The following is a 26,382-nucleotide window of genomic DNA, read 5'->3' as shown; positions in this document are numbered from 1 at the left end:
AGCCGGCAATTTGCCCTTCTAAAAAGCCGGCGTCCGGACTTGCATGGCAGCTATTCAGAAAATAAGGTTGTCTGACAAGGTTCGGCCGTAACATATGGTCGACACCCACCTCATTCACCCCCAATACTCTTTTGCCGGCGGCAGTCGGATAGCGGTTTTCTTATGCCATCAGCCAAGACCGGTTTTCTTTATGCGCTTGTCGCCTTCACAATCTTTGCGGCGCAGGATGGCATATCGAAACATCTGGGCAGCGCCTATCCGCCCGTCTTCGTCGCCATGCTGCGATACTGGGCTTTCGCCGTCTTCGTTTTGTTGATGGCTGCAAGGTCGGCGGGTGGCATCCGGGGCGCCGTCATGGCAAACCGTCCCTGGCTACAGATCAGCCGTGGCGTGCTGCTTGCCGTGCAGATCGTTTTTTCCATCTTCTCCTTCGCCGTCGTCGGGCTGGCGCATAGCCATTCCATCCTCGCCTCCGCACCATTGATCGTTGCGGCACTGTCCATGCCTTTGCTGGGAGAACATGTGGGCTGGCGGCGCTGGTGCGCCATTTTCGTCGGCTTCATCGGCGTTCTCGTCATCCTCAAGCCGGATGGCGACGGTTTTGACAACAAGCTGATCATCACCTTCGTGGCCGCCTTCATGCTTGCGCTCTACAGCGTCCTGACGCGCCTCGGCAGCAAGAGCGATTCAGCCATGACCAGCTTCTTCTATACTGGCGTGGCCGGGGCAGCAGCACTGACGCTGGTCGGCCCGTTTTATTGGGTGCCCCTTGCGCCGCAGGATTGGGGATGGATGCTGGCGCTGTGCATTACCGGCATGAGCGGCCATTATTGCCTGATAAAGGCGTTCGAACTGGCGGACGCAGCCTCCGTGCAGCCCTTTTCCTATTACCAGCTGGTGCTGGTCTCCATTATCGGCGTCACCATCTATGGCGAGGTGGTGACGTCCAATATGGTCACTGGTGCAGCCATCGTTATTGCCGCCGGCCTCTTCACCATCTGGCGCGAGCATGTGGTTGCGCGAAGGAACCGCCGGGAAGCGAATTAGGCCTGCTGGCGATCACCGGTTTGAACAAGAGCTGCCTCACAGCGCAGCAACATGCCGAACAGATCGCGCGGCTCGTCCGGATCGGCCAGCAGGTCAAGCTCGGTATAAAGCCCGGTGGCAGCAAGTTTCGAGCGCACGTAACGCAGCGCCGAAAAATCTTCCGTCGCAAAACCGACGCTGTCGAACAGCGTGATCTGCCTGTCGCCTGCCCGCCCTTGCTTTTCACCTGATATGACCTGCCAGAGCTCGGTGACCGGATAATCCGCCGGCAATTGCTGGATTTCGCCTTCAATGCGCGTCTGCGGCGGATATTCGACGAAGATATCCGATCGCAGCAGAATGTCCCGGTGCAGTTCCGTCTTACCGGGGCAGTCGCCGCCGACGGCATTGATGTGGATGCCGGGCCCGACCATGTTGTCGGTCAGGATCGTCGCATATTGCTTGTCGGCCGTGACCGTGGTGATGATGTCAGCCCCTTCGACCGCCTCTTCGGCAGAGCCGCAAATCTCGATGGCAAAACGGGGGTGCGGACGAAAACTTGGACCACCAGGAGGTAGTTCATGTATTCCTACGCAGACAGACTTCGAGCGGTTGAGCTTTATATCCGGCTGGGCAAGCGGCTTAACACGACCATTCGCCAGCTGGGATATCCCACCAAGAATGCGCTGAGGGGTTGGTATCGCGAGTATGTGCAGCATCTCGACCTGCGTACTCAGCCGGTAGCGCGAGCGCCAAAATATTCAGAGGCTCAGAGGCAGGCGGCACTTGAGCACTTTCGCACCCATGATCGTTGCATCTCTGGGACGATGAGGGCGCTCGGCTATCCCGGTCGAGGAACTCTAACCGCATGGGTTCGTGAGGCTTTTCCGGAGGCGCGGACATCAATGGTCGGTCGATCGTGGCACCCTGGCTATTCCGAGGAGGTCCGGCAAGCGGGGGTAATCGGACTATGCAGTGGAGATGAAAGTGCTCAGCAGGTAGCTGACCGTCTGGGCGTCTCGAGACCGACATTGTATAGCTGGAAAGACCAGTTACTCGGTCATGAGGCTTCTTCATCCATGAAACGCCGCAAAGCCAACCCCAAGGTGCCTGAACGTGAAGAACTCGAGCGAAAGCTTGAAGCCCTCCAACGCGATGTCCGCCAGTTGCAACTCGAACATGATCTCCTGAAAAAGGCCAACGAACTATTAAAAAAAGGTCTGGGCGTCGATCTGCTGATCCTGAGTAATCGGGAGAAGACACAGCTGATTGACGCCCTCAAGGAAGTTTATCGCTTGCCAGAGCTGCTTGCCCAACTGCGAATTGCCCGAAGCTCGTACTTCTACCATCGCGCCCGTATGTGCCTGGCAGACAAGTATGCCGCCGTCCGCCTCAGCCTTGCGGAAATTTTTGAAGCGAACCGTCGTTGTTACGGCTACCGCAGACTACAGGCGTCACTGGCCAGGAAGAGCGTGATCGTCTCGGAAAAGGTTGTCCAGCGCTTGATGAAGCAGGAGCACTTGGCCGTAGCCAGACCGCGCCGACGGCGTTTCGGATCATACTTGGGAGAAATAAGTCCGGCACCCGAAAACCTGATCAATCGCGACTTTCATGCAGACGCGCCGAACGTGAAATGGCTGACAGACATCACCGAGTTCCAGATCCCAGCTGGCAAGGTCTACCTTTCGCCCATCATCGACTGCTTTGACGGAATGGTCATCAGTTGGTCCATCGGAACCCAACCAGATGCGGGTCTCGTCAACACCATGCTGGATGCAGCCATCGGGACCGTCGCCAACGGCGAGGAACGGCCTATCATCCATTCTGATCGAGGAGCCCATTATCGATGGCCCGGCTGGTTAACCCGTATCAGCGAAGCAAGACTGGTTCGTTCGATGTCCCGAAAGGGATGCTCGCAAGACAACGCCGCGTGCGAAGGGTTCTTCGGTCGGTTGAAAACTGAGCTCTTCTATCCACGCGACTGGAAGGCAATCACGATCGAACAGTTCGTCGCCGAGGTGGACGCCTACATCCGATGGTACAATGAGAAGCGTATCAAGATATCGCTGGGATCACTCAGCCCCGTCGAGTATCGTCAGAGCCTCGGCCTGAAATTATAAAGCAGTCCAACTTTTTATCCGCACCCCCAACCCTGCCCGGCCAGATTGCGAGCGCATTTTTCACTGGCGGAAGGGTCGATATCGAAAAGCCGCAGCGTATCGATGCCGAGAATGGCCTTGAAGGCGCGCGCCTGGAACTCGCTCTGCGCTCCATTGCCGATGATGGCCATGGAGCGGGCATTCGGGCGGGCGAGATATTTCGCCGCAACGGCGGAGGTGGCCGCGGTGCGCAACGCCGTCAGGATCGTCATTTCGGTCAATAGCAGCGGATAACCGTTGCCGACGTCGGAAAGCACGCCGAAGGCCGTCACGGTCTGGCGGCCCTCCTTCATGTTCTTCGGGTGGCCGTTGACATATTTGAAGCCGTAAAGCGTGCCGTCGCTGGTGGGCATCAGCTCGATGACCCCCTCCTTCGAATGCGAGGCGATGCGCGGCGTCTTGTCGAAGCTTTGCCACCGGCGGAAATCCTCTTCCACCACTTCGGCAAGTTCGCGCAGGAACGTATCGATCCCCACTTTGAGCACCAGCTTCATCATGTGATCGACGCTGACAAAGGGCACGATATTGAGATTTGGTATCACGGTCATCGCATCACTCCTATCAACCGGCCCGCGTCGGGCGGTCCATGACGCGTTTGCCCATCAGGCTGGTGGCAAGATCCACCATCAGGGTCGCCGTCCTGCCACGCTCATCGAGAAACGGGTTGAGTTCCACCAAGTCGAGACTGCAGACCAGCCCGCTATCATGCAGCATTTCCATGACCAGATGCGCCTCGCGGAAGGTCGCGCCACCCGGAACCGTGGTGCCGACAGCGGGCGCGATGGACGGTTCGAGAAAATCCACATCGAGACTGACATGCAGAAGCCCGTTTGCCGCCTGAACCCGCGCCAGGAATTCGCGCAGTATAACGGCAACCCCATGTTCGTCTATCGAACGCATGTCATGAACGGTGATGCCGCTCTTTTCCAGCGCAGCCCTCTCGGCGGGATCGACGCTGCGAATACCGATCATGCCAATATTTTCTTCCGCAACGGCATGGGAAAGCGGCGGAAAATAGCCGGAAAAACCGTCACGCCCGCTGAAATAAGCGACCGGTGTGCCGTGCAGATTGCCACTGCGGGTGGTCTCCAGCGTGTGATAATCGGTATGGGCATCCAGCCAGAGCACAAAAAACGGCCGGCCCGTTTCCGCCACCCGGCGTGCCATGCCGGCCACGGTTCCGGCCGAAATCGCATGGTCGCCGCCGAGGAAGATCGGCACGGCATCCGCGCTTTCGCGATAGGCAGCCTCCGTCAGCGCCTCGGTCCAGGCCACGGTTTCGGCGAGATGATGCACGGCCGGGTTGGGGTGGCAGAATTCCCTGAGCGGCGCCGGCATCACATTGCCGGTATCGACCACCCTATGCCCCAGTTCTTCAAGAGCATGGGCAAGCCCCGCAACACGATAGGCGCTCGGCCCCATCTCGCAGCCCAATTGCCCGGCCCCGATCTGCAACGGCGCACCAACAAGCCTGATATCCATTCCCGTCCTCGCTTTCCCAACCGATCGTTGCACTAGACCATGGAGACATGGCAGAATGAACATTAAATATTGGCAATATTATCGAAATGATCTACCATTCTGGTAAAATTCTTTTATCGAAATGGCATAATGGACACTCTCGACGAACGCCTCATCACGCTTTTGCGCCATAATGGCCGACGCAGCATTTCCGATCTGGCGGTGGAGACGGAAACCTCGCGCGCGACGGTTCGCGCGCGCATCGAAAAAATGGAAAATGACGGTTCCATCATCGGTTATACCGTCATCCTGCGTGCGGATGCCGTGGAGGCCGCGATCCGCGGCATCATGATGATCGAGATTGAAGGCCATGTGACGGACCGCGTCATCCGCACCCTCGGCGGCTTTCCGGAAATCTCCGAAATCCATACCACCAACGGCCGCTGGGACCTGATCGTGGAACTGAATGCCGCCACCCTCAGCGATTTCGACGCCGTGCTGCGCCGCATCCGCCTCGTGCCAGGCATCACCGGCAGCGAGACCAGCCTGTTGCTCTCCACCCCCCGCTCCACCCGCGCAAGACTCTGACCCGGCGAGGGAACGCAAAAGCGGGATAAAACGCATTTTTCGATTTTTTCGACTTGCGCGCCGCAATAAATCATCTATATGACGACCCACCAAAGCGAACGCGGCAGCGCGCTTCAGGCTTTTGGGGAATAGTTCAATGGTAGAACGACGGACTCTGACTCCGTTAATCTTGGTTCGAGTCCAGGTTCCCCAGCCAATCCTCCCTAAATTCCCTTAAATCCTCGATTTTCCCCTCGTGCCTGATATCATTTTGGCACTAATCGCCCGCGCCTGATACCGCAGCGACAAGCGCCCTGATGGCCGATGCGTGAGACGGTGTCCGCGCACGGGACAGAAGAACGATGTCCGAGGGTGGCAACGGTGGCAGGCCGAGTTCGGCGCCGCGGTCAGGCAGGCCTCGGGCGCTGATGTCGCCGAGGGCGGCGATGCCTGCACCGGCATGCACCCCTTCGAGAAGCGCCGAGCAGCTTCCGGCAGTGAATGCGTCCCGCCAGACCACGCCGGCCTTTCCAAGCTCGGATATTGCAATATCCCGGACTCCACATCCCGGCCCAAGAGACACCAGCGGAACGGCGCTGTTGGCGCGCGGTCGCCAGTCCGGAGCCACACGCCATCCGAGCCTGTCGGTGCGCAGCACTTCGCCGTCGGACCCGCCGCCATTGCGACGGATGATGGCGGCATCGGCCAGGCCGGACGCGAAGCTTTCCTTCACCTGGCGGGAAAATCCCAGGGTTACGTCGATAACGGCATTGGCCGGCAGCGATGCGCGCATCGCTCTTATCGCTGCCGAAAGGCGGCTCCCGATCGCGTGATCACTGGCCGCCAGCGCGAAATGCAGCGGCGGCTCGTCACTAAAGTTCAGCGCGTCCTCATGTTTTGCCAGCAGCTCGCGCGCCTTGGGCAGAAATACCTGCCCATCCTCCGTCAGCCGAAGGTGGCGCGGCGAGCGGTCTATCAACCGTCTGCCGAGACGCTGCTCCAGCATCTTCAGCTTCTGGCTGACGACGGGCTGCACGGTCCCCGCAGCTTCGGCCGCCCTCGTCAGGCTGCCCAGTTCGACGGAGAGAATGAAGAGGCGCACACTTTCAAGGTCAATCATATGAAATCGCTATGAATGGAATAATAATCATTATCTTCTCATTATGATGAAATCTGCGCAAGTTGGTTTTCGGCAACAAGGAGATGACACCATGCCCATGATCAAAGCGCGTTACACCAGACCGCAGAATACAGCCGATCCAAAACTGGAAGTCGCAGCGCTGTTGTCCCGGCTGACCGCTGAAACCCTACACAAGGACCCGGCGGTTACCGCCGTTCTCGTCGAAAGTGCCGATCCCGCTGACTGGATTATTGCCGGATCGAGCGTCGCCGAACAGAAGGTCGCAACATTTTATGTCGAGGTCTCGATTACCGATCACACCAACATAAAGGACGAGACGACCGAATGGGTGCGCCGCGTTTATGAAGAGATGAACAGGCTGCTTGGCCCGGTGCACGAAGCAAGCTATGTGCTGGTCCACGCCGTGGATGGCGACGCCTATGGTTATGGCGGGCAAACGCAGAACCAGCGATGGGCGCGCAAGCACGTATGATAGGGCGAGACGATCAGGCAGGCCCGCGGAGCAGTGGAACGAGATGGTAATCTATGAATTGGCTGCCGTGGGCGCCGCAACCTGCTGGGCGATGACAGGACTTATTTCCGCCCGCCCGGCGGGACATCTTGGCGCGCTCGCCTTCAACCGGACAAGGCAGCTTTTCGTCGCCTCGGTGCTCGGTCTTTACGTCCTCGCATCGGGAACCTGGCGGGATTTGCAGCCGGACGCGTTGTGGGCGCTGCTGCTGTCCGGCTTCATCGGCATCTTCGTTGGCGATACGCTGCTTTTCACCTGCCTGAACCGGCTGGGGCCGCGGCGCTCGGGAATCCTGTTTGCGCTCAATGCTCCGATCGCCGCCGTGCTTGGCTGGGCCATCCTTGGCGAGCAGCTTTCCGCCACAGCCGTCGCCGGTATTGGCCTCACCCTTGCGGGCGTTCTGCTCGCCATCCTCTTCGGCAAGCGCAAGTCGCAGCTGCACGCATGGGAAAGCGTGAAGGGGCCGCTCTGGCTAGGCGTGCTCTTCGGCCTTCTCGCAGCGCTCAGCCAGGCGGTCGGTTCCCTCATTGCAAGACCGGTCATGGCATCGGGGGTCGATCCCATTGCCGCCTCCATGCTGCGGGTCGGCGTCGCCGCCATCTGCCTTACCGCCTTGACGATGCTCCCCATCAAAGCCGTCAAACCCAATGGGTCGTTAACCGTCAGCATTTTCCTGCGGACGGTGCTGACCGGCAGCATCGGGCTTGGTTTCGGCATGACGCTGCTGCTTTTTGCGCTGTCCGGCGGCAAGGTCGGCATTGTCTCGACGCTCTCCGCAACAACACCCGTCATCATCCTGCCATTGCTCTGGCTGCGAACGGGCGAGCGGCCGGCATCCGGCGCATGGGTGGGAGCCGCGCTCGTCGTTATCGGCATGGCGCTGGTGTTCTGGCGCTGAAACGCGCCGCGTCACCTCATTGCGATAGCCGCAAGATTAGACGCGATAAACCACCGCCCCGCCCGTCATGCCTGCACCCGCCGCCGTCAGAAGCAGGGTTTCGCCGCCCGCAAGGGGCCGCTCGGCATTGGTGATGGACAACGAAAGCGGGATGGTAGCAGCGGAAGAATTGCCGAAGCTTCCTATGGTGCGGACCGTCTTTTCCCGCTCGATTCCGAGATTACCGCAAACGGCGTCGGACATGCGGGCATTGGCCTGATGTGGCACGAAACGGCTGATATCGGCTGCGGTCAGTTCCGCCTCATGCAGCACGCGCTGAGAGGTGTTTGTCATCAGCGCCACGGCGCGAGAGAAAACCTCCCGGCCATCGCGCATCGTCATCAGGGCATCTTCTGCAATCATACCGGCAGAAAAGGGCTGGCTGCTGCCGCCTGCCGCGATCTGGATGAGATCGTAACCGCTGCCATCGGCAACGAGATCGGCCGATAACACCCCCCGTTTCACCTCCGGACACGGGGTCAGCACCACGGCACCGGCGGCATCGGCAAACAGGACGGCGCTCGCCCTTTCCGCCGGATTGATGCGGCGGCTGAGAATATTGGCGGCGACGACGAGGACGGCGCGGCCGTAGGTGCGGACAAAACCATCCGCGAGGGTAAGCGCATAAAGAAACCCGGAACAGGCCCCGGCAAGATCGATCGCACCCGAGCGCGTCAAACCCAGCCTATGCGCAAGCAGTGGCGCGGAAGGCGGCAGAAGATGATCCGGCGTGGAGGTGGCAAGCAGCGTCAGCGCGATGTCATCGGCATTGATCTTCGCATCCTCCAGCGCCATCCGGCCAGCCCTTTCGGCAAGACCGCTCAGCGTGTCGCCCGCCTCCGCCCAATAACGGGAGCGAATGCCGGTCCGTCGCTCGATCCACCCGGCTTCCAGCCCCAGACTGGCCTCTATTTCGGCATTGTCGACGCAACGGGCCGGAACGGCATGACCAAAACCGGCCATGCGGGAAGAACGTGTCTGCATTGTCAGGACTTTCGCAATGGTCTGGACATCACCATTTTCATTTGCCGACGCCGTAAGATTTTGCCGATGCGACATCGGTAACGATCCCGGCAACCTCATCGATAACGTCGAAGGCGCGCGTCAGATCGTCAGCCGTCGAACAATAGGGCGGCATCAGGTAAAGCACGTTGCCGAGCGGGCGGATGAGAAAGCCGCGCCTGCGGAACAGCTGGCGCATGCGTGGACCGGCCTCGGAAAGATAGCCACCCGCCGGCACCACGAGATCAAGCGCGGCAATGGTGCCTGCCTGCCGGATGTTGGCGAAACGGCCATCATCGGCAAAGCGCCTGATATGATCGCCGAGCGTCTGTTGCACCTGCCCGATGCGCTGGAGAATCGGTTCATCCCGCCAGACCTGAAGATTGGCGACGGCGGCGGCGCAGGCGATCGGATTGGCCGTATAGGAACTCGAATGGAAAAAGGTCTTGCGGCGGTCGGTCGAAAAATGAGCATCGAAAATCTGCGCGCTGCACAGCGTCGCCGCCAGCGGCAGCGAACCACCGGTCAGCCCCTTGGAAGTGCAGAGAATATCCGGTGAGATTGCCGCCTGCTCGCAGGCGAAGACGGTCCCGGTCCTGCCCCAGCCCGTCATCACCTCATCGGCAATGACGAGACAGCCATGGCTTTCTGCAATCTGTTTCAGTCCGGCTAGAACATTGGCGGCGTAGACCTTCATGCCACCGGCACCGAGCACCAATGGTTCGACCAGCAGCGCGGCGACACGGCCCGAACGGCAGTAAGCCTCAAACATATCCAATGTGCACTGCTCGCTGCCCACTTCCGGAAAGGCCAACCGGTCAACGCCGAAAAGCAGCGGTTCATAGGCGGCGTTGAACACGCCGCGCTCGCCTGTCGACATGGTGCCGATGGTATCGCCGTGATAGCCATGCTCCATCACCACGATGCGATCGCGCTTTTCACCGCAATTGTGGAAATAACCGAGCGCCATTTTCAGCGCCACTTCCACCGCCGTTGAACCGCTATCGGAATAAAACACATGGCTTAGTCCAGCAGGAGCAAGCTCGATCAGCCCCCGGGCGAGCGTCTCAGCCGGTTCATGGGAAAATTCGGCAAAGATGACCTGATCCAGGGTCTCGGTCGCGGCGCGGATGGCCGCCATGATCGCCGGATGCCGGTGCCCATGGGTAATGACCCACCAGGATGAAATCGCGTCGAACAGCCGATTGCCATCCTCATCCACCAGAAACGCCCCGTCCGCTGAGACCACACGTTTCATCGGCGGTTCCAGCCCATGCTGGGTGAAGGGATGCCAGACCGGGGAAGGGCTCATGCCGGCACCTCCAGAAAATCAGCGAGATTGAAGTGTTGGGCGAAGGCCTGATGTAATGCCTCGGGCGTCAATTCCGGCAGGCGCGGCAAACGGCCGAGCCGGCGCACCGCGCCGATATCGGTTATGACGCGCTCGTTTTCCCTGTCTTCATCGCCGATGAAAACCACGCCCTGCACCGGAATGGCGCGATGCCGCAGCGCCTCGAGCGACAGCAGCGTGTGGTTGATGGTGCCAAGTGCGGTTCTGGCGCACAGGATGAGCGGAATTTGCCAGAGGGCAAAGATATCGGCGAAGAGCAGCCTGTCCGTCAACGGCACCAGAAGCCCGCCAGCCCCTTCGATGACAAGCGGCCCGTCCGGTCGCGGCGGAAGCAGACGCGCGGGATCGATTGAGACATTGTCGAGACGCGCCGAAAGATGCGGCGAGGCGGGCGTCTTCAACCGATAGGCTTCCGGCAGGATGCGCGCGTGCGACGCGCCGGCGAGCCTTGCCACCGTCTGGCTGTCGGTTTCTTCCTCCAGCCCTGACTGCACCGGCTTCCAGTAATGGGCCTCAAGAGCATGGGTAAGCGCTGCCGCAAAAACCGTCTTGCCGATGCCGGTATCCGTGCCAGAAATCACGAAACGCAGGCTCATGCCGCTTCCTCCCGCATCGAAACGGCAAGCAAGCCGACCATGGCGGCAATCTGGCTTTCATCCACGTTGAGCGTGATGGCGATGCGTAGCCGCCCCGTGCCTTCCGGTACCGTCGGCGGGCGGATCGCCCGCACATCGAAACCGCCTTGGCTCAGCCGTGCAGCAATCTTCAGTGAGCGGGCATTGTCGCCGATCATCACCGGCAGGATCTGCGAACCGCTGGGTGTCACACCCAGCTGGCTTTGCAATTCTTCGCCGGCAAAACCTACCAACTCGGCCAGTCGCGACCGCCTTGAGGGTTCGTCCGCGACGATGCGCAAGGCCTCCCGCACCGCCGCCGCCATCAGCGGCGAAGGCGCGGTGGAATAGATGAAACCGCGGGCGCGGTTCACGAGATAATCGGCAAGAACCGCAGGCAGGCTCAAAAGCGCACCGGAGGCACCGAGCGCCTTGCCGCAGGTATGAAGGGCCAGCACATTGCTCCGGCCTTCCAGTTGCGCGGCAAGACCACGCCCACCGGGGCCGAAGACGCCGGTGGCATGTGCTTCATCGACAACCAGAAAACCGCCATGCCGTTCGGCAAGATCGGCCAGGGCTGCAAGCGGCGCGCAATCGCCATCCATGGAATAAAGGCTCTCGACCGCGATCCACGGCCGGCCGCTACCACCCGCCTGCCGCCAGCGGATTATCTCCCGCTGGAAAGCCTCCACCTCATTATGCGGCACGGCCACCGCCTTCGCCTTGCCCGCCGCAATGCCATCATGCACGCTGGCATGGATCAGGGCATCATGGAGAACAATATCGTCCCGCAAAGGCAGGGTGGAAAAAAGCGCGACATTGGCGGCAAAACCGCTGCCGAAATAGATGGCTTTTTCGGCCCCGAAAAACGCCGCCGCTTCCGATTCCAGCGCCTCATGTTCGGGGTGATTGCCGCGCAGCAGCCGTGAACCGCCGGCGCCCACCGGCACGCCTTTGCCAATGGCGTGAGCAATCGCCGCCTTCAGGCGCGGCGCTTCGGCAAGCCCGAGATAGTCGTTGGAGGTGAAATCGATCCCCTCCCGGGGCGCAAGCGCACGCAGGCGCGATTTGCGGCTAAGGCCGGCAAGCTTCGCCTCATAAGGAGAGAGCGCCGCGATATTCACCGGCAGCCTCCCGCCTCGGAAGATTGCAGCTCCATCGGCTTCAGGCCGAGCCGCCGGAAGAGCGCCGTATCGTGATCCTCCCCCGGATTATCTGCCGTCAGCAGCGTTTCGCCGATGAAGATGGAATTGGCGCCGGCGAGGAAACACAGCGCCTGCGTCTCATCACTCATTTCCGTGCGCCCGGCCGAAAGCCGCACATGCGAACGCGGCATCAGGATGCGCGCGAGCGCAATGGTGCGCACAAAATCGATCGGGTCGACGGGATCGGCATTGGCCAGTTTCGAGCCCGGGATCGGGATCAGCATGTTGATCGGCACGCTTTCCGGCGGAACCGGCAGGTTGGCAAGCGTTACCAGCATCGAAATCCGGTCTTCGACCGTTTCCCCCATGCCGAGAATACCACCGGCACAGACCTTGATGCCGGCATCGCGGACATTGGCGAGCGTCTCCAGCCGGTCCTCGAAGGTGCGGGTGGTGATGATCTCGGAATAAAACCGCTCTGACGTATCGACGTTGTGATTGTAATAGTCCAGGCCGGCATCGGCCAGCCGTTCGGATTGTTCCGGCGTCAGCATGCCGAGCGTCATGCAGGTTTCCATGTCGAGCGCCTTCACGCCCTCGACCATGGCGACCACGGCCTCCATGTCGCGCTCCTTAGGATTACGCCAGGCCGCCCCCATGCAATAACGCGTCGCCCCGCCCTCCTTCGCCTTGCGCGCCTCGGCCAGCACCCGTTCCACTTCCATGAGCTTGGAAGCCTTGAGACCAGTCGGATTGCGGGCGGACTGGCTGCAATAGCTGCAATCTTCAGGGCAGCCGCCAGTCTTGATCGACAAGAGCCGGCTCATCTGGATCGCGTTCGCGTCGAAATGACAGCGGTGCACCTGCTGCGCACGGAATAGCAGGTCGTTAAATGGCAAATTATAGATAATTTTTGCCTCCTCAAGAGAGGAGCTGGTTTCAACCGCCGGAATCGAGGCTGGTTTTCCGTCAATTTGCGTCGCAAGCTGGTCCATATGTCGACCTCTTTCCAAAAATAAATAGATAGAACTTCTTTTTATCTATTTTTTTCGGACGGCATTTTGCAAGCACTTTTTTCGAAAGCGTTTTCCGGCACCGAATACAGATGGGATCAAGCGGGGGTTAGACACGCGCGTTTTGGCGTAGAAATTCATTGAGTACGCATATGCTCACGAAAAGATCGGACCCGCCCATGGCGCGAAAAGATCGCAATTGCTAAGGGTGGGCATGATAACATTTCGTGCCTCCAACAGCCGCGACACGGCCCGCATCCTCGACATATGGAGCAGGGCCGTCGATGCCACCCATGGCTTCCTCCTTCCGGCGGATCGCGCCGCGATCGGTGAGGAAGTCAGAGCTTTCCTGCCGCAGGTACCGCTGATGCTCGCCGTCGATGCTGCAGATCATGCCCTCGGCTTCATGTTTCTGCATGAAGGGCATATGGAGGCGCTTTTCATCGATCCGGACCACCACGGCAAAGGCATCGGCAAGGCACTGGTGGAAAGCGCGCTTGCGCTTCATCCCGCGCTGACCACCGATGTCAACGAGCAGAATGGCGAAGCGCGGGGCTTTTATCGCCGACTGGGCTTCGAGCCGACGGGGCGCTCCGACCTCGACGGACAGGGGCGCCCCTATCCGCTCGTCCATCTTCGATTTCGCGCAACGCAAAAATAGACCGCCGGCATCGTCGGGGAGGACAAGGCCACGAACACCATCATCCGTTTCGCAACCGATGATTTTCTGCCCGAGCACCGCTTCGACCAATGGCGGGAGGTGCGCGGCAAAAGCCTGTTCGGCGTGACCATCGAGCTGGCACGGGATCTCCGCCACAGCTTCAAGGGTTCGTTTCAGGCGCGGGCGCTCACCGGTGCTGTCGCAACAGAAATGCGCGCCTCCTCCTATCGGGTCAACCGCACCGAAGCCGATATTGCCCGCATCGCCGGCGACAGCCTCTGCATCGGCTTGCAGGTGAAGGGCTCTGGATTTCTGCATGCCGGCCGGGACCGGGTTCACAACGTCAGCGGCGGCGATATCACCATCAACTATTCGGACCTGCCCTATGACGCGATACCGGGCGGCGAGGCTGCTTTTCACTACAGGATGCTGAAAATCCCGGTGGACTACGAGGTCATGCTCGGCCAGCCGACCGACGACCTGTTTGCCACACGGTATGCAGAGAATACCGCCGTTTCCCGCCCCTTCCGGGCGCTTTTCGATGCGCTCAACGCCGATCACGCCAGGCTTATCGACCCTGCCCGTGACGTGGCCCACATTGCCCGGCTGGCCATGGCGGTCCGGGGCCGGCTTTCGCCCGCCATGCCGGAGGTCCGCGCAGCACTCAGGACCGGGCTCTGTTATACGGCTCAGGAAATCATGATGCGGAAAAAAGCCCGTCAGGAGCTTTCGCCTGCTACGGTGGCAAGAGAACTCGGCATTTCGCTGCGGCAATTGCATGTCGTCTTCGAAGGCGCGGAACTATCGTTTTCCCGCACGCTTTCCGCCATGCGGATCGAGGAAGCAAAACGATTGCTGCTGGCGTTTCCCGCCTTGCCGGTCACGCAGATCGCCTATGGCTGCGGCTTCGACAGCCTCGCCACTTTCTACCGGGTATTCACCGCCACCTATGGCATGACACCCGGCGAAGCCCGCATCACGGATATGCCGTCGGCTTAAAATTTCAGCTCTGCGCGCAATGAGAAGACGCGCCATTTCACCTCCTGTAAGGCCCGTAGATCACCTCATCCCGGAGGGGGCCATGACCAGTTTTTTCGACTTTGCGATTTCCCAATTGCCGGCCGCCACCGCCGATCGCCGGGGACCGGCACCGGACGACATCGACGCGATGCTCCGGAGAGATTCCTTCGCTGCGGCGCTGCGCCTGCTGGCGGGAAGTTTCATCGCGCTTTACGAGGGCTCACCCGAGATGACGACGCTTTTCGCGACACGCCAGAGCCGGCTTCTTTGCCACGCGCTCCTCGCGCTCTATTTTCAGAAATCCACCGCCGAAGAGGGTGAAATCGCCCTGACGCGCGAAGATTTTGGCCATCTGGCACTCCGGCACGGCCTTGCCAGCGATCGTGTCGCTTATGTCTTCTTCAAGGAAGCCCTGAAACGCGGGTTGACACGGCCGGTAGATGCCACCGAAGATCAAGCCACAGGCGTCGTTCCTTCACCGCCGGCTCTCGCCATGCTGGCGCAATGGTACGATGTGCATTTTCAGGCGCTGGACCTGCTCGACGAAGGTTTTCGGGCATCCCGCTTCATTCAGCGCTCGGAAACCACGCTTCCCCACATTCACCCCCATGTGTCGCGGGCATTTCTCTCCCATCCGGAAGTGCGTTGTCCGGGCCCGCTTTCCATTATCTTCAACTGGTTCGATGCGGGCGGGCTGCTGATGGACCGCCTGATCGCGGGGATCGACCGGGAGCTCCCGGCCGAACAGGGCAGGCGTTTCACCGATGTGCAGACCGTAACACAGCTGGCGACCTCGCTCTCCCTGTCACGTAGCCATGTCGGCCGCAAACTTGCGGCAGCCGAACTGATCGGCGGCATCGGTTGGAGCGGACGGCGCGGCCGTTCCGCGCTGTGGATTTCGCAGGGTTTTTACGAGGAATATGCCCGCACGCAGGCCCGCAAGCTGCTCATTCTCGATGAAGCCCTGATCGGTTTTGTATGAAGCTGCAGAGGCGATCAGCCTCAAAACAAGGTTTTCATCGATGGTTATGAAGTATATCCATTGACAAATCACGGGACAACGGCTTTTCTAAAGCACATGCGTGAAACGTTGCGAGCCTCGAAATTGCTGGCCCTTCTGTTTAGACTGGTGATGATCCTATCACTGGCAGGCTACAGCGTTTCCACCGTCAACGCCGCAATGCATGGTCCCGACACCGTGGGAATGCAGCACGATCAGTCCGCCATGATGGATCACGGCAAGATGATGGATCATGGCGGTTCGGCCATGACATCAGACAATCATGATAACCACGACATGGCCGACAATGACAGCGGCGTCAAAAAGCCCGCAAAGCCGCAATGCTGCGGCGATTTCTGTCTCGGCATGGCGGTTCTGATCGACCACGACAGCATTGGCACGCCCGTCATCAGCAGCATCCGTTCCTTCCCCGACGACAGCAAGGCACCGGGCCAGAGCCCGCTGCTGCACCGTCCGCCCAATATCTGAACAGGCAAAGCCCGCCTTTGGGCAATGACCGTGCGTGAGCGGCTTTAGCGCCGTCGCGCCGCTGCATCTCCTGTTCGGAAAACACTCATGAACCCGATCCATATTGTGGTCGCGGCGCCCCTGCTTCTGGGCGGCTGCACAGCCACATCCGTGATGAATAATGCCGCCTCCTATGACGACGCGGCAAACCCAACGCTTGGCGTCGTCCCTTCCCGCTACCAGACCCCGGTCTCGGGTTACACGGCCCGCATGCCGGTCGATCCGAAACCCTGGCGCGATCAGAACAATGCGCAGGCTCCGAAAGGAGACCCGTCATGATGACACGACCATTCACACTCGGATCAAAACTCGCGGCAATCCTGTCGTTGCCGCTTTTTCTCAGCGGCTGCGTATCCGCCGCACAATATGCTTCCCGGGACGCCGGTTTTACGACTGTCTCGGCGAAGACATCCGAGGCGACCGGAAAGCAGACCGCCTGGGTGCAGAACCGAGCCGAGGCACGGGCAACAGAGGCCCGCGTCAAAACGCTGATGGCAGCCAGCAAGACCCTCGACGTCGAAACGGCGGTGCAGGTCGCGCTGCTGAACAATAAGGGCCTGCAGGCGGCTTACGCCGATCTGGGCGAATCGGCTGCCACCGCATGGCAATCGACCCTGCTGGTCAACCCAAGCATCGGCCTGGGGCTGACCGGTATCGGCACGCCGGGCCTCAGGGCCTACAAGACGATCGAAGGTGTCCTCACCAGCAATATTCTGGCACTCGCCACGCTCAAAAAAAATGTCGAAATTGCCGATACGGGCTTTCGCAAGGCGCAGCTGGGCGCGGCACTGAAAACGTTGCAACTGGCTGCGGATACCCGTCGGGCATGGATTTCCGCCGTGGCGGCTTCGGAAAACGTCGGCCAGCTGGCGCAGGCGCAGACCGCTGCGGCCGCCGCTTCGGAGCTCGCCACGAAACTCGGTGAGTCAGGCGCGATGAACAAGGAAGGCCAAGCCCGTGAGCAGGTGTTTTACGCCGAACTCACCGGCCAGATCGCCAAGGCGCGGCTGGAGGCCCGTCTTGCCAGGGAGGAACTCACACGGCTGATGGGGCTGTGGGGATCAGATATCCAATACAGCATCCCCAACCGCCTGCCGTCACTTCCCAGGGTGCTGGCCCAGCGTGACACGATCGAGGCCGAGGCCTTGCAACGTCGGGTGGATCTGCAGATGGCCAAGCTCGATCTTGAAGCAACTGCCCGGTCGTTCAAGCTTACCGAGGCGACCCGCTATGTCACCGATCTCACACTGCGCTCCGGTTTCGAGACCGAGCGCGAACGGGATGAAGACCGCATAAAGAAAAGGACGACCGGGCGCGCCGAACTGGAGTTCGTCATTCCAATCTTCGATTCCGGTCAGGCCCGCATGCGGGAATCCGAACTCGCTTATATGCGCGCCGCAAATCTCCTGGCGGAAAAGGCGGTCAATGTCCGTTCGCAAGCCCGCTCGGCCTATCAGGCATACCGCTCGACCTACGATATCGCCCTGCACTACCGCAACAGCGTCGTGCCGTTGCGCAACCGGATCGAGGAGGAATCGATGCGGACCTATAACGGCATGCTCACCAACACTTTCGAGCTGCTGGCCGACAGCCGCGAAAAAGTCAATTCGAACCTGCTCGCCATTGATGCCAAACGCGACTTCTGGCTTGCCGAAGCCGGACTCGCTCCCGCCATTTACGGCGGCGGTGCGGGTGCGGCTGGCGGAGAGACCGAGGTTGCCGCCGCATCCGGCGGCGGCGGTGGCGGACATTGAGAAAGGAAAAGACCATGTTCAATAGAAGACAACTTCTGGGCGTCAGCGCCGCAATGGTCTCCTCGGCGGCCTGGGCGAAAACCTCAAACAGCAGCCTGCCGGAAGCGGCTCTCATGGAAACGGCAGCGACGCAGGCACCGGTGAAGCCCACCACCGGTCCCGACTACAATCCGGTCGTCACCATCAATGGCTGGACGCTTCCCTTCCGGATGAACAATGGCGTCAAGGAATTCCACCTTGTCGCCGAGCCGGTGGAGCGCGAAATGGCCGAGGGCATGACCGCCCGCCTGTGGGGCTATAACGGCCAGTCACCCGGCCCGACCATCGAGGCCGTCGAGGGCGACCGGGTGCGCATCTTTGTGACCAACAAGCTGCCGGAACATACGACGATCCACTGGCACGGCATGATTCTGCCGTCGGGCATGGATGGTGTGGGCGGTCTGTCGCAGCCGCATATCCCCGTTGGCAAGACTTTCGTCTACGAGTTCGACCTCGTGAAATCAGGCACCTTCATGTACCACCCGCATTCTGACGAGATGGTGCAGATGGCGATGGGCATGATGGGCTTCTTCGTGATCCACCCGAAAGACCCGGCTTTCATGCCTGTGGACCGCGATTTCGTGTTCCTGCTCAACGCCTTCGATATAAATCCCGGCGCCTCCGTCCCCAAAATCATGACGATGACGGATTTCAATCTGTGGGCTTGGAACAGCCGGGTGTTCCCGGGCATCGATCCGCTGGTGGTTTCCAAGAATGATCGCGTGCGTGTCCGGGTCGGCAACCTGACGATGACCAACCATCCGATCCATATGCATGGTTACGATTTCGAGGTGACCTGCACGGATGGCGGCTGGGTGCGGCCGGAGGCGCGCTGGCCTGAGGTCAGCATCGATATCCCCGTAGGCGCCATGCGGGCCTATGAATTCGACGCCAAATATGTCGGCGACTGGGCGATCCATTGCCACAAGTCGCACCACACGATGAATGCCATGGGACATGACGTCCCGACCTTCATCGGCGTCGACAAAAAAACCGTCACCGAAAAGATCCGCAAGATCCGGCCGGACTATATGCCGATGGGCACCGCCGGCATGGCCGACATGGGCGCGATGGAAATGGAAATCCCTGAGAACACTGTCCCCATGATGACTGGATGGGGACCGCATGGCCCGATTGAGATGGGCGGCATGTTCTCCGTGGTGAAGGTTCGCGAAGGCATCTCCGCGGGCGATTACACCGATCCTGGCTGGTACGAAAACCCGCCCGGAACCCAGGCCTGGGAATGGACCGGCGAATTGCCGGATACGCAAAAAAACTCCGACCCCAAAACGCAGATCACGCCGAAACCGATGAAACACGGCTGATCGTGCAGATCACACCCCCCACCAGAACCAAGGAAACCATAAAATGACCAGACTGAAACTTGCACTGCTTCTCACCGCTCTCGCCACGCCCGCTTTTGCAGGCGGCACCCACTCCGGCGGCGACAACGTAATGGCGATCGGCGAACCGGGCGACAAATCCAAGGTGACCCAGACCATTCAGGTAACGATGAAGGAAACGCCTGACGGCAAGATGATGTTCACCCCCGCCAAGTTCGAATTCAAGAAGGGCAAGACCGTGCGTTTTGCCGTGAAGAATGTCGGCGAACTGGACCATGAATTCATCCTCGACGAACAGAAGGCCAATCTGGAGCACAAGGCCGTCATGGCAAAGGCTCCCGAGATGGAACACGACAATCCGAACGCCATCAGCCTCGCGCCGGGCGAAAGCGGCGAAATCGTCTGGAAATTCACCAATGACGGCATGTTCGAATTCGCCTGCCTGAAACCCGGGCATTACGAAGCCGGCATGCGCGGCGATCTCAAAGTTTCAGCAAAGTAACCCACTCAACAAGGATCACGACCATGAAAACCATCGTTAACTTCACCCTCGCCGCAGCACTTCTGCTCGCCGCTCCCTTCAGCGCCTTCGCCCAGGAATTTACGAAGGGTACGGTGAAAAAAGTGGATGTTGCCGCCAAGAAGGTCACCATTACCCATGAAGACCTGAAAAACCTCGATATGCCTGGTATGACCATGGTGTTCCGCGTGAAGGACGACGCCATCCTCGCCAAGCTCAAGGAAGGCGCTGATATCGAATTCATCGCCGAACGTGCCGATGGCAAGCTTGTCGTCGCCCAGGTGAAATAAGACCGCAAAAAGCCGTTCGGAAAAAAGGAAGGGCAGCGGTTACTCGTTGCCCTCCCACCGTTGGCGGCCAAAAACCAGGTAGCTGAGCGCGGCAAGCAGCCAGACGCCAATGCCCGCATAAACCATCACCAGCCCAAAACCATCTGCCAGCGCCCGATGAACAAGCCTCTCTGAAACCTCTTGAGGCAGGGTGCTTACCGTTCCGGCCGCAATCTTTTCCGCAAGCGATTGCAGGGCCTTCATTTCCGTGCCCACAGGCAGATTTGCCCGCAACGAAGCCCGGACGCCCTCCACCAGAATGAAGCCCATGATGGGGATGTTGATGGCAAGCGAGATCATGCGGGCGCTCATGTCGATGCCGGACGCCATGCCGGAGCGGGCGGGGGAAACCGCGCCCGTGGTGGTGTTGGTGACCGGCGTATTGGTCAAGCCGAGCCCGATGCCGGCAAGAATGCAGCCGGGCAGCATGGTGAGCCAGCTGGCATTTTCGATGCCGCTGCCGAATTTCATCAGCATGAAACCCAGGCCGATGGTGAACAACCCGGCCGGAATGACGAGGTGCGGCTGATAACGCAACGACAGGCGCTCTGCAAGCGGCGGCATAACCAGCGCCGGCAGCGTATAGGCAAGCAGGCCGAGGCCGGCGGTGACGCTGTCATAACCGAGACCGGCCTGAAACCAGATCGGCAGATAGATCATGAACGGCCAGAAGCTGATATTCATCGCCGCCGAACCGATGATCGCGCCGGAAAAAGGCCGGATGCGGAACACGGAGAAATCAAACATCGGCCTCTGCGTGCGCTTTTCAGCAATTACAAAGGCAATGAAGCTCGCGACCGAGATACCGAGGATAAGAAGCGCCATCGGGTTCGCAAAACCGAGCTCGGGCCCCTGCGTGATGAAAAAGGCAAGGCAAAAGACGGCGACCGAAAGTGTGGCCATGCCGGCAAGATCAAGGCGGGCCGCCTCCGGATCGCGCGATTCTCCTACGCCACCAGCGGCAAGCAGCCACGTCACGATGCCGAGCACCACATGAACGAGAAACACCCATTCCCAGCTCCACAGCGCGACAATGGCGCCGCCGATGATCGGGCCAAAACCCAGCCCCACGCCAGAGACGATGCCCCACCAGCCGAACGCCATGCCACGCTCCCGGGCCGTGCGGAACTGGTGCGACAGGATGGCGATCTGGCACACCAGCATCGCCCCGCCGCTCAATCCCTGAAGGAAGCGGGCGCCGATCAATACGGAAACACTCTGCGTCATTCCGCAGGCAAGGGAAGAAAGCGCGAAAGCGACAATGCTGGCAATAAAGACGCGTTTGCGGCCGAAGCGGTCGGCCAGCGCGCCGGTTGCCATCAGCACCATGGTCACGCCGATCGTATAGGCGTTCATGATCCACTGAAGCTGGCGGAAATCCGCCTGCAGCACCTCTTCGAGCGTGGGCAGGATTGCCGGAACACTGGAAATTTCCAGTCCGAACATCAGGGCGGAGAGACAAACGGCAGCAAGCGCCATGGCGCTTCTGCTGCCCGCTTGTTCGGTAACAGCAAGGGTCATTCTTCAGCCTTTCGTGGGTGGAGGCGCACAGGCGCCATCCGCTCAATAAACCAAAGGCAAACTAGTCAAGGCTTGACCATAACGGAATTGGATGATTGAGTATTTCAGAGACAACAAATTGGAATGACCGAAATGAGCACGCTGGATGTGGAAGCCGTCGAGGCCTTCGTCACCATCGCTGATCTGCAGAGCTTCACCCGCGCCGCCGAAACGCTGGGCACCACCCAGGGCGCCATCAGCGTCAAGCTCAAACGACTGGAAGACAGGCTTGGTCAGCGGCTGCTCGAAAGAACACCGCGTTCGGTGCGCCTGTCCGCCCAGGGGGCGGTGTTTCTCGCACCCGCCCGCGAATTTCTCGCGGCTCACGATCGTGCACTGGCAGGCCTTTCCTCGCCGCGCCGCCGTTTCGGCCTCGGCATTGCCGCGCATGTGGCGGGGCCAGAGGTGCCGACGCTTCTCGCGCGGCTCAACGACCACGACCCCGGCCTTACGATTGAAGTCCGGATGGACCATTCCCGCTCCCTGCTCGATGCCTTTGACCGTGGGGAAATCGATGCGGCCATCATCAGGCGCGAGGACGACCGGCGCGACGGCGAGGTGCTAGGACCGGAGCATTTCGGCTGGTACGCAACTCCGCAATTCGAACATCGTCAGGGCGAACCTCTCAGGCTGGCGGCACTTTCACCCGCCTGTGGTGTGCGCAACATCGCCACCCATGCCCTGGATGCGGCGGCGATTGCCTGGACGGAGGTATTTCTCGGCGGCACATCGTCGATGGTGACCGCAGCCGTCTCGGCCGGGCTTGCGATTTCCGCCTTTTCCTGCCGTCTTGCGCCGCCAGGGACAGTCGAGGTTAGCCAGCGTTTTGGCCTGCCGCCTCTGCCCTCCAGCGAAATCATCATGTTTTCGACCCTGACCGACAGCAGGTCCCGCGAAGCGTTGCGTACACTTGCCGCCGCCTTTCGCGAGCATAGGCCGGGACCAATTTCGCCTGATATCGGCTAAGCGGCGAGCGTGAATTCTTCCGGCTTCAACTTTCCGCTCCGCAGGAGATGTTGCAGGGCATAGGAAACTGAAAGTGCATCACCGAGCGCATCGTGGCCCTGCAAAGGCGGATGCGCCACGCCGTAATAGTCGGCCAGACTGTTGCTGGGCGTTTTCGCCAGGTCCTCGACCGGCATCCCCGCCGCAAGCAGGAGCCTGACGGCATTGTCGAAGCGACAGGCAGGCATGGGCGGCTGGATACCCGCGACATAAGTGCTGATCGCCATCATATTCAACTCGTCCTTGCCCCATGACCAGCATTGGGCACCTTCGGAGAAGCTGTCGAAACTCGAGAGGGCATCCTGCAAAGGAACGCCTTCCGCCTCGATATTCTCCTCGGTGATCCCCGTCAGCCTGGTGAAGAACGGATCAATCGCATATCGCCTGCCATGACGGTCGACCGGAGAGATAAGGACCTTATAGGTCTCCAGAAGCGGAAATCCACCCTCCAGCCCGAGCTTGACGGCACCGATCTGCGCGATGACGGGATCGGGATCATGGGCCGCACACCAGAATCTGCGCTGCGACCCCTCCAGGCAGAGGAACTCGCAGTCGAATATGATTGCCTTTTTCATCGATGGCTCTCCCGCCCAAACACAGGTCAGCCGGAACGGAAGTGGCGACCCCATGTCAAATTCAATAGCAGTCCCACATCATCGAGTGTGGCGGGCTCCGTTTCAATCGCAAATTAACGCTATCTGCTTGTCGACAATTCCCGACGGAGAACTTAGCATCGGATGGAAATGACACAGCCGATGCCTCTGTCGGCCCATTCGCCGCAGTGGAGTATTCATGTCCCTTCCCCAGAAAATCGGTTTCATCGGAACGGGTGCCATCACCGATGCGATGGTGCGCGGCCTGCTTGTCAAGCCCGCCGCCGTACCGCATGTCATGGTGTCCCAGCGCAGTGCGGATATCTCGGCCAGACTTGCCGCCGATTTTCCGCAGGTGATCATCTCCCGTGACAATCAGATGATCGTTGATGGCTGCGATACCGTCATGCTGGCAATCCGTCCGCAGATCGCCGAAGAGGTCATCCGGCCTCTGCGGTTCCGGGACGGACAGAAGGTCATCAGCGTCGTGGCTGCAACCAGCCGCGACGCGCTCCTGGACTGGATCGGCGCGGATGTACGTCTCGCCCAAGCGATCCCGCTGCCCTTCGTCGCCCGGCGCAAGGGCGTCACCGCCATCTATCCCGCCGATACGGACACGGCGGCGATCTTCAACGTGCTCGGCAATGCGGTGGAATGCACAACGAAGGCGGAATACGACCTTCTGGCCGCCGCCAGCGCGCTGATGGCCACCTATTTCGGCATCATGCAAACGACGACGGAGTGGCTGGCGGAGAACGGCCTGCCGGAAGACAAGGCGCGGGCCTACGTCACGCCCCTCTTTGCCGGTCTCTCCGAAGTGGCCCTGCTGTCAGGCGGAAAGACTGACTTCACCGAGATGAGCCGCGAATTCGCCACCAAGGGCGGCCTCAACGAGCAGGTCATGCAGGACTTCGACAGAAATGGCGGTTCCAATGCGCTGAAAGAGGCATTGAGCCGGGTGATGGAGCGGATCGCGCAATAACCGGCGGGCTTTAAAAAAACGAGAACGAAAAAGGGGCCTTTCGGCCCCTTTCTGTTTATGCTTTTCCTGGGCGATTGATCGTGAGGAAGTGGCGCACGACAGGCTTTTCCAACCCGGAATGGTAAGCAAGCACCTTGCCCTGCAAATCCGCATCGGCATTGGAAACCCGCTTGTGCTGGCGCAGATGCTCGGCCCAGGATTCCACCATGAACCATTCCACGATCTTCTGCGGATCGGCGGAGTCTTCGGTGACACCCCAGCCATAGGCTCCATCGCGGCGGCGCTCCTGGGAGAGTTCGTCCAAAGCATGCAGGAAAGCCGAACGGTGATCCTTCTCCACAGTATATTCGATCAGGATCAGAACCGGGCCGCGATCATGGGCCACAGGCTCGGCAACGAGCGGTTCGGGCCAATGGTTGGACGGCACCATATCCGCATCACCCGCAGGCAGTTTCAGGCGATGCATGATGAGGCCGGCGATGAAGAGACCGGCTGCACCGATCAGCAGGGTGCCCGGCACACCCGCGGCTTCACCCACAGCACCCCAGCCAATGCTGCCCGCCGTCATCGCACCATTAAAGACGGTGAGATAAACCGCCAGACCACGACCCCGCACCCAGTTCGGCAAGATCGCCTGGGCTGCGCCATTGAGCGTCGTCAGTGCCGTGATCCAGGCGCCGCCGAGGAACAGCAGGATGATGATGGCAAGCCATTTCGGCGGTGCGAACGACAGCCCGGCCATGACGAGCGCGGTGACGATGGCGGCACCCAGAAGCAGGCCATCGGCATCAAAACGGGCACGCAGCTTCGGCATGACCAGCGCACCGGCGATCGCACCGGCTCCAACGGCGCCGAGCAGGATACCGTAGAAACTCGCATCTCCACCCAGCAATTGCCGGGCGACCAGAGGCAACAGCGCCCAGACGGCACTGGCGAAAGCAAAGAAGATCGCGGCCCGCAGCAGGACGACATGCAGCGGCCGGCTGGCGCGGGTGTAACGAAGGCCGGCCCGGAATGCACCGAAGAAATTCTCCTGAAGTGCATTATTGGCGTTCTTCGCCCGTGGCCACCACAGAAGAGCGGCGATGACAAAGAAATAGCTCGCGACATCGGCACCATAGGTAAAGGCAGCACCGAAGGCCGCAAGCAGGATGCCACCGACAGCGGGGCCGATGGAACGGGCGATGTTGATGCCGAGCGAGTTCAGCGCCACGGCGCTCTTGATGTCCTCGCGCTTCACCAGTTCCGGCACGATGGCCTGCCAGGTCGGCCCCATCAGTGCCGCACCGATGCCGCCGAGGAAGGTGAGGCCAATCAGGGCGCTGACGGACAACATGCCGGTATGGGCGAGAACCATGAGGGTGACGCTGACCGAGGCCAGCAGCAGCTGGACTGCGATCAGGAATTTGCGGCGGTCTAGAATATCGGTCAGCACGCCGGCCGGGATCGCCAGAAGAAAGATCGGCAGGGTTCCAGCCGCCTGAACCAACGCGACCGCCGCCGGCGAGGCCGAAAGATCGGTCATCAACCATGAACTGGCGACATCACGCATGAAGCTGCCGGTATTGCCGAGCACCGTCGCGGCCCAGAGGACGGCGAAAACCGGTTGCGCAAGAGGAGCAAAGCTGCTCGCCGAGGATTTTGCGGCACTCATTTGCCTGTTCCTTTCGTGAGATCGATTGCAGCGACGATAACAAAGGCGCCGGCCAGACCGAGATGTTCGAAGAAGGCATTGGTGGCCATCATGCGGTCCATGCCGGGCGCCATTTCCCAGAACCGGAGAGCGATGAAGGTCGCAAGAAGCGTGAAGCCCGAAAGCGCCAGAGCACCCACCCAGCGCAGGACGCCCGTTACCACCATGGCGGAGGCGGTAAGTTCAAAAATAATGACAAAAACGGCAAATGCCGCCGCCGGCTGCAGGCCAAAATGGTTCATCTCGGCAATCGCGCCGGGAAAATCAAAGATCTTGGTGAGCGGCCCCTGAATATACGCCGAACAAAGCGCCAGAAGAGCCACGGTTCGTGTAAGGGGCGCGGCGACGATTTCAGCAAGAAGCCCGCGAAGGCGAAGGGTCGAAGATGGATCAGTCATTTTAATGCTCCTGCGATCTGGCCGTCGATA

The 26,382-nt window shown here is 60.3% G+C and carries 27 protein-coding genes, 1 tRNA gene and 2 pseudogenes; 17 read left to right on the top strand and 13 right to left on the bottom strand.

Translation table 11 applies throughout. From position 1 onward, the window contains the following. The first annotated feature begins 162 nt into the window (after positions 1-162). Positions 163-1,047 carry a DMT family transporter gene (locus ATU_RS18725; RefSeq protein ID WP_010973497.1) on the top strand — a complete coding sequence of 295 codons (885 nt, stop codon included), beginning with the start codon at positions 163-165 and terminating at the stop codon, positions 1,045-1,047. Here the strand turns inward: ATU_RS18725 and ATU_RS18720 are convergent. Continuing rightward, positions 1,044-1,571: pseudogene (locus ATU_RS18720) on the bottom strand (Rossmann-fold NAD(P)-binding domain-containing protein); the annotation flags it as partial. The gene ATU_RS18725 and the pseudogene ATU_RS18720 overlap by 4 nt on opposite strands. Before the next feature lie 36 nt (positions 1,572-1,607). Here ATU_RS18720 and ATU_RS18715 point away from each other — a divergent pair. Continuing rightward, positions 1,608-3,146 (top strand): IS3-like element ISAtu3 family transposase, encoded by a 1,539-nt coding sequence (locus ATU_RS18715; protein ID WP_010972061.1) that lies wholly within the window; start codon positions 1,608-1,610, stop codon positions 3,144-3,146. Positions 3,147-3,172: 26 nt separating this feature from the next. On the opposite strand, the pseudogene ATU_RS18710 reads toward ATU_RS18715, so the two are convergent. Both ATU_RS18710 and rocF read right to left on the bottom strand, forming a co-directional pair. Continuing rightward, a pseudogene (locus tag ATU_RS18710) lies at positions 3,173-3,733 on the bottom strand (ornithine cyclodeaminase); the annotation flags it as partial. Positions 3,734-3,746: 13 nt separating this feature from the next. Further along, a complete protein-coding gene (rocF, locus tag ATU_RS18705; protein WP_006313710.1) occupies positions 3,747-4,667 on the bottom strand; it encodes an arginase in 921 nt (306 codons plus the stop codon). Positions 4,668-4,796: 129 nt separating this feature from the next. Here rocF and ATU_RS18700 point away from each other — a divergent pair, with 129 nt between their 5' ends. Then, on the top strand, positions 4,797-5,234 hold the full coding sequence (locus ATU_RS18700) for an Lrp/AsnC family transcriptional regulator (RefSeq protein ID WP_006313709.1): 438 nt from the start codon (positions 4,797-4,799) through the stop codon (positions 5,232-5,234). Between the two features lie 122 nt (positions 5,235-5,356). Further along, a tRNA-Gln gene (locus ATU_RS18695) sits at positions 5,357-5,430 on the top strand. Positions 5,431-5,490: 60 nt separating this feature from the next. Here ATU_RS18695 and ATU_RS18690 read toward each other — a convergent pair. Beyond that, positions 5,491-6,333 carry a LysR family transcriptional regulator gene (locus ATU_RS18690; RefSeq protein ID WP_006313708.1) on the bottom strand — a complete coding sequence of 281 codons (843 nt, stop codon included), beginning with the start codon at positions 6,331-6,333 and terminating at the stop codon, positions 5,491-5,493. 91 nt (positions 6,334-6,424) lie between these two features. Between ATU_RS18690 and ATU_RS18685 the strand changes: the two genes are divergently transcribed. Next, positions 6,425-6,826, top strand: a complete 402-nt coding sequence (locus tag ATU_RS18685; RefSeq protein ID WP_010973496.1) for a tautomerase family protein — start codon at positions 6,425-6,427, stop codon at positions 6,824-6,826. 43 nt (positions 6,827-6,869) lie between these two features. Next, positions 6,870-7,763, top strand: coding sequence for a DMT family transporter (locus ATU_RS18680; RefSeq protein WP_006313706.1), 894 nt, complete (start codon positions 6,870-6,872; stop codon positions 7,761-7,763). 36 nt (positions 7,764-7,799) lie between these two features. Here ATU_RS18680 and ATU_RS18675 read toward each other — a convergent pair whose 3' ends face one another. Genes ATU_RS18675 through bioB form a run of 5 tightly spaced genes read right to left on the bottom strand, consistent with a single transcriptional unit; the run spans position 7,800 to position 12,909 of the window. Beyond that, positions 7,800-8,786: a beta-ketoacyl-ACP synthase III gene (locus ATU_RS18675; protein ID WP_010973495.1), complete on the bottom strand. Its 987-nt coding sequence runs from the start codon at positions 8,784-8,786 to the stop codon at positions 7,800-7,802. Between the two features lie 37 nt (positions 8,787-8,823). Then, entirely contained in the window at positions 8,824-10,116 is a 1,293-nt protein-coding gene (locus ATU_RS18670; protein WP_010973494.1) for an adenosylmethionine--8-amino-7-oxononanoate transaminase, read from the bottom strand. Further along, the gene (gene bioD / locus ATU_RS18665; protein ID WP_010973493.1) at positions 10,113-10,751 is read right to left on the bottom strand and encodes a dethiobiotin synthase; all 639 of its coding nucleotides are present in this window, start codon (positions 10,749-10,751) and stop codon (positions 10,113-10,115) included. The genes ATU_RS18670 and bioD overlap by 4 nt, the downstream gene beginning before the upstream one ends. Further along, entirely contained in the window at positions 10,748-11,893 is a 1,146-nt protein-coding gene (locus tag ATU_RS18660) for an 8-amino-7-oxononanoate synthase (RefSeq protein WP_010973492.1), read from the bottom strand. Before ATU_RS18660 ends, bioD begins: the two co-directional genes overlap by 4 nt. Further along, positions 11,890-12,909, bottom strand: a complete 1,020-nt coding sequence (gene bioB / locus ATU_RS18655) for a biotin synthase BioB (RefSeq protein ID WP_010973491.1) — start codon at positions 12,907-12,909, stop codon at positions 11,890-11,892. The genes ATU_RS18660 and bioB overlap by 4 nt, the downstream gene beginning before the upstream one ends. Positions 12,910-13,141: 232 nt before the next feature. Here bioB and ATU_RS18650 point away from each other — a divergent pair, with 232 nt between their 5' ends. From ATU_RS18650 to ATU_RS18610, 9 genes are all read left to right on the top strand, one after another. After that, a complete protein-coding gene (locus ATU_RS18650; protein WP_010973490.1) occupies positions 13,142-13,588 on the top strand; it encodes an acetyltransferase in 447 nt (148 codons plus the stop codon). A 99-nt stretch (positions 13,589-13,687) separates the two neighbouring features. After that, positions 13,688-14,587, top strand: a complete 900-nt coding sequence (locus ATU_RS18645; RefSeq protein ID WP_035258670.1) for an AraC family transcriptional regulator — start codon at positions 13,688-13,690, stop codon at positions 14,585-14,587. Between the two features lie 82 nt (positions 14,588-14,669). Beyond that, positions 14,670-15,590, top strand: coding sequence for a hypothetical protein (locus ATU_RS18640; RefSeq protein WP_006313698.1), 921 nt, complete (start codon positions 14,670-14,672; stop codon positions 15,588-15,590). Positions 15,591-15,686: 96 nt separating this feature from the next. Continuing rightward, complete coding sequence (locus ATU_RS18635) at positions 15,687-16,097, top strand: hypothetical protein (RefSeq protein ID WP_010973488.1); 411 nt, start codon at positions 15,687-15,689, stop codon at positions 16,095-16,097. Positions 16,098-16,184: 87 nt separating this feature from the next. After that, entirely contained in the window at positions 16,185-16,415 is a 231-nt protein-coding gene (locus ATU_RS18630; RefSeq protein WP_035258667.1) for a hypothetical protein, read from the top strand. Next, positions 16,412-17,890: a TolC family protein gene (locus tag ATU_RS18625; protein WP_010973487.1), complete on the top strand. Its 1,479-nt coding sequence runs from the start codon at positions 16,412-16,414 to the stop codon at positions 17,888-17,890. Before ATU_RS18630 ends, ATU_RS18625 begins: the two co-directional genes overlap by 4 nt. A gap of 14 nt (positions 17,891-17,904) precedes the next feature. Beyond that, positions 17,905-19,254 (top strand): multicopper oxidase family protein, encoded by a 1,350-nt coding sequence (locus ATU_RS18620; protein WP_010973486.1) that lies wholly within the window; start codon positions 17,905-17,907, stop codon positions 19,252-19,254. A gap of 43 nt (positions 19,255-19,297) precedes the next feature. Further along, on the top strand, positions 19,298-19,774 hold the full coding sequence (locus ATU_RS18615; RefSeq protein WP_006313693.1) for a cupredoxin domain-containing protein: 477 nt from the start codon (positions 19,298-19,300) through the stop codon (positions 19,772-19,774). Positions 19,775-19,797: 23 nt separating this feature from the next. Then, positions 19,798-20,082, top strand: coding sequence for a copper-binding protein (locus tag ATU_RS18610; RefSeq protein ID WP_035258665.1), 285 nt, complete (start codon positions 19,798-19,800; stop codon positions 20,080-20,082). A gap of 39 nt (positions 20,083-20,121) precedes the next feature. Here ATU_RS18610 and ATU_RS18605 read toward each other — a convergent pair whose 3' ends face one another. After that, a complete protein-coding gene (locus tag ATU_RS18605) occupies positions 20,122-21,642 on the bottom strand; it encodes an MFS transporter (RefSeq protein WP_010973485.1) in 1,521 nt (506 codons plus the stop codon). Between the two features lie 132 nt (positions 21,643-21,774). On the opposite strand from ATU_RS18605, the gene ATU_RS18600 reads away from it, so the two are divergent. Next, a complete protein-coding gene (locus ATU_RS18600) occupies positions 21,775-22,647 on the top strand; it encodes a LysR family transcriptional regulator (RefSeq protein WP_035215780.1) in 873 nt (290 codons plus the stop codon). On the opposite strand, the gene ATU_RS18595 is transcribed toward ATU_RS18600, so the two are convergent. After that, positions 22,644-23,261: an exonuclease domain-containing protein gene (locus tag ATU_RS18595; protein WP_010973484.1), complete on the bottom strand. Its 618-nt coding sequence runs from the start codon at positions 23,259-23,261 to the stop codon at positions 22,644-22,646. The genes ATU_RS18600 and ATU_RS18595 overlap by 4 nt on opposite strands. Positions 23,262-23,478: 217 nt before the next feature. On the opposite strand from ATU_RS18595, the gene ATU_RS18590 reads away from it, so the two are divergent. Next, the gene (locus ATU_RS18590; protein WP_010973483.1) at positions 23,479-24,261 is read left to right on the top strand and encodes a pyrroline-5-carboxylate reductase; all 783 of its coding nucleotides are present in this window, start codon (positions 23,479-23,481) and stop codon (positions 24,259-24,261) included. A 55-nt stretch (positions 24,262-24,316) separates the two neighbouring features. Here the strand turns inward: ATU_RS18590 and ATU_RS18585 are convergent, their stop codons facing one another. Together ATU_RS18585 and ATU_RS18580 are read right to left on the bottom strand one after the other, a co-directional pair. Then, positions 24,317-25,915 carry an MFS transporter gene (locus ATU_RS18585; protein ID WP_010973482.1) on the bottom strand — a complete coding sequence of 533 codons (1,599 nt, stop codon included), beginning with the start codon at positions 25,913-25,915 and terminating at the stop codon, positions 24,317-24,319. Then, entirely contained in the window at positions 25,912-26,352 is a 441-nt protein-coding gene (locus ATU_RS18580) for a DoxX family protein (RefSeq protein ID WP_010973481.1), read from the bottom strand. Before ATU_RS18580 ends, ATU_RS18585 begins: the two co-directional genes overlap by 4 nt. Positions 26,353-26,382 lie beyond the last annotated feature (30 nt).

Origin of the sequence: Agrobacterium fabrum str. C58 (genome assembly GCF_000092025.1) — a bacterium.
In the GTDB taxonomy this organism is placed as follows: Bacteria; Pseudomonadota; Alphaproteobacteria; order Rhizobiales; family Rhizobiaceae; genus Agrobacterium; species Agrobacterium fabrum.
Note: the sequence above shows the minus strand (reverse complement) of the source record. Positions and strands in the feature narration are given on the sequence as shown.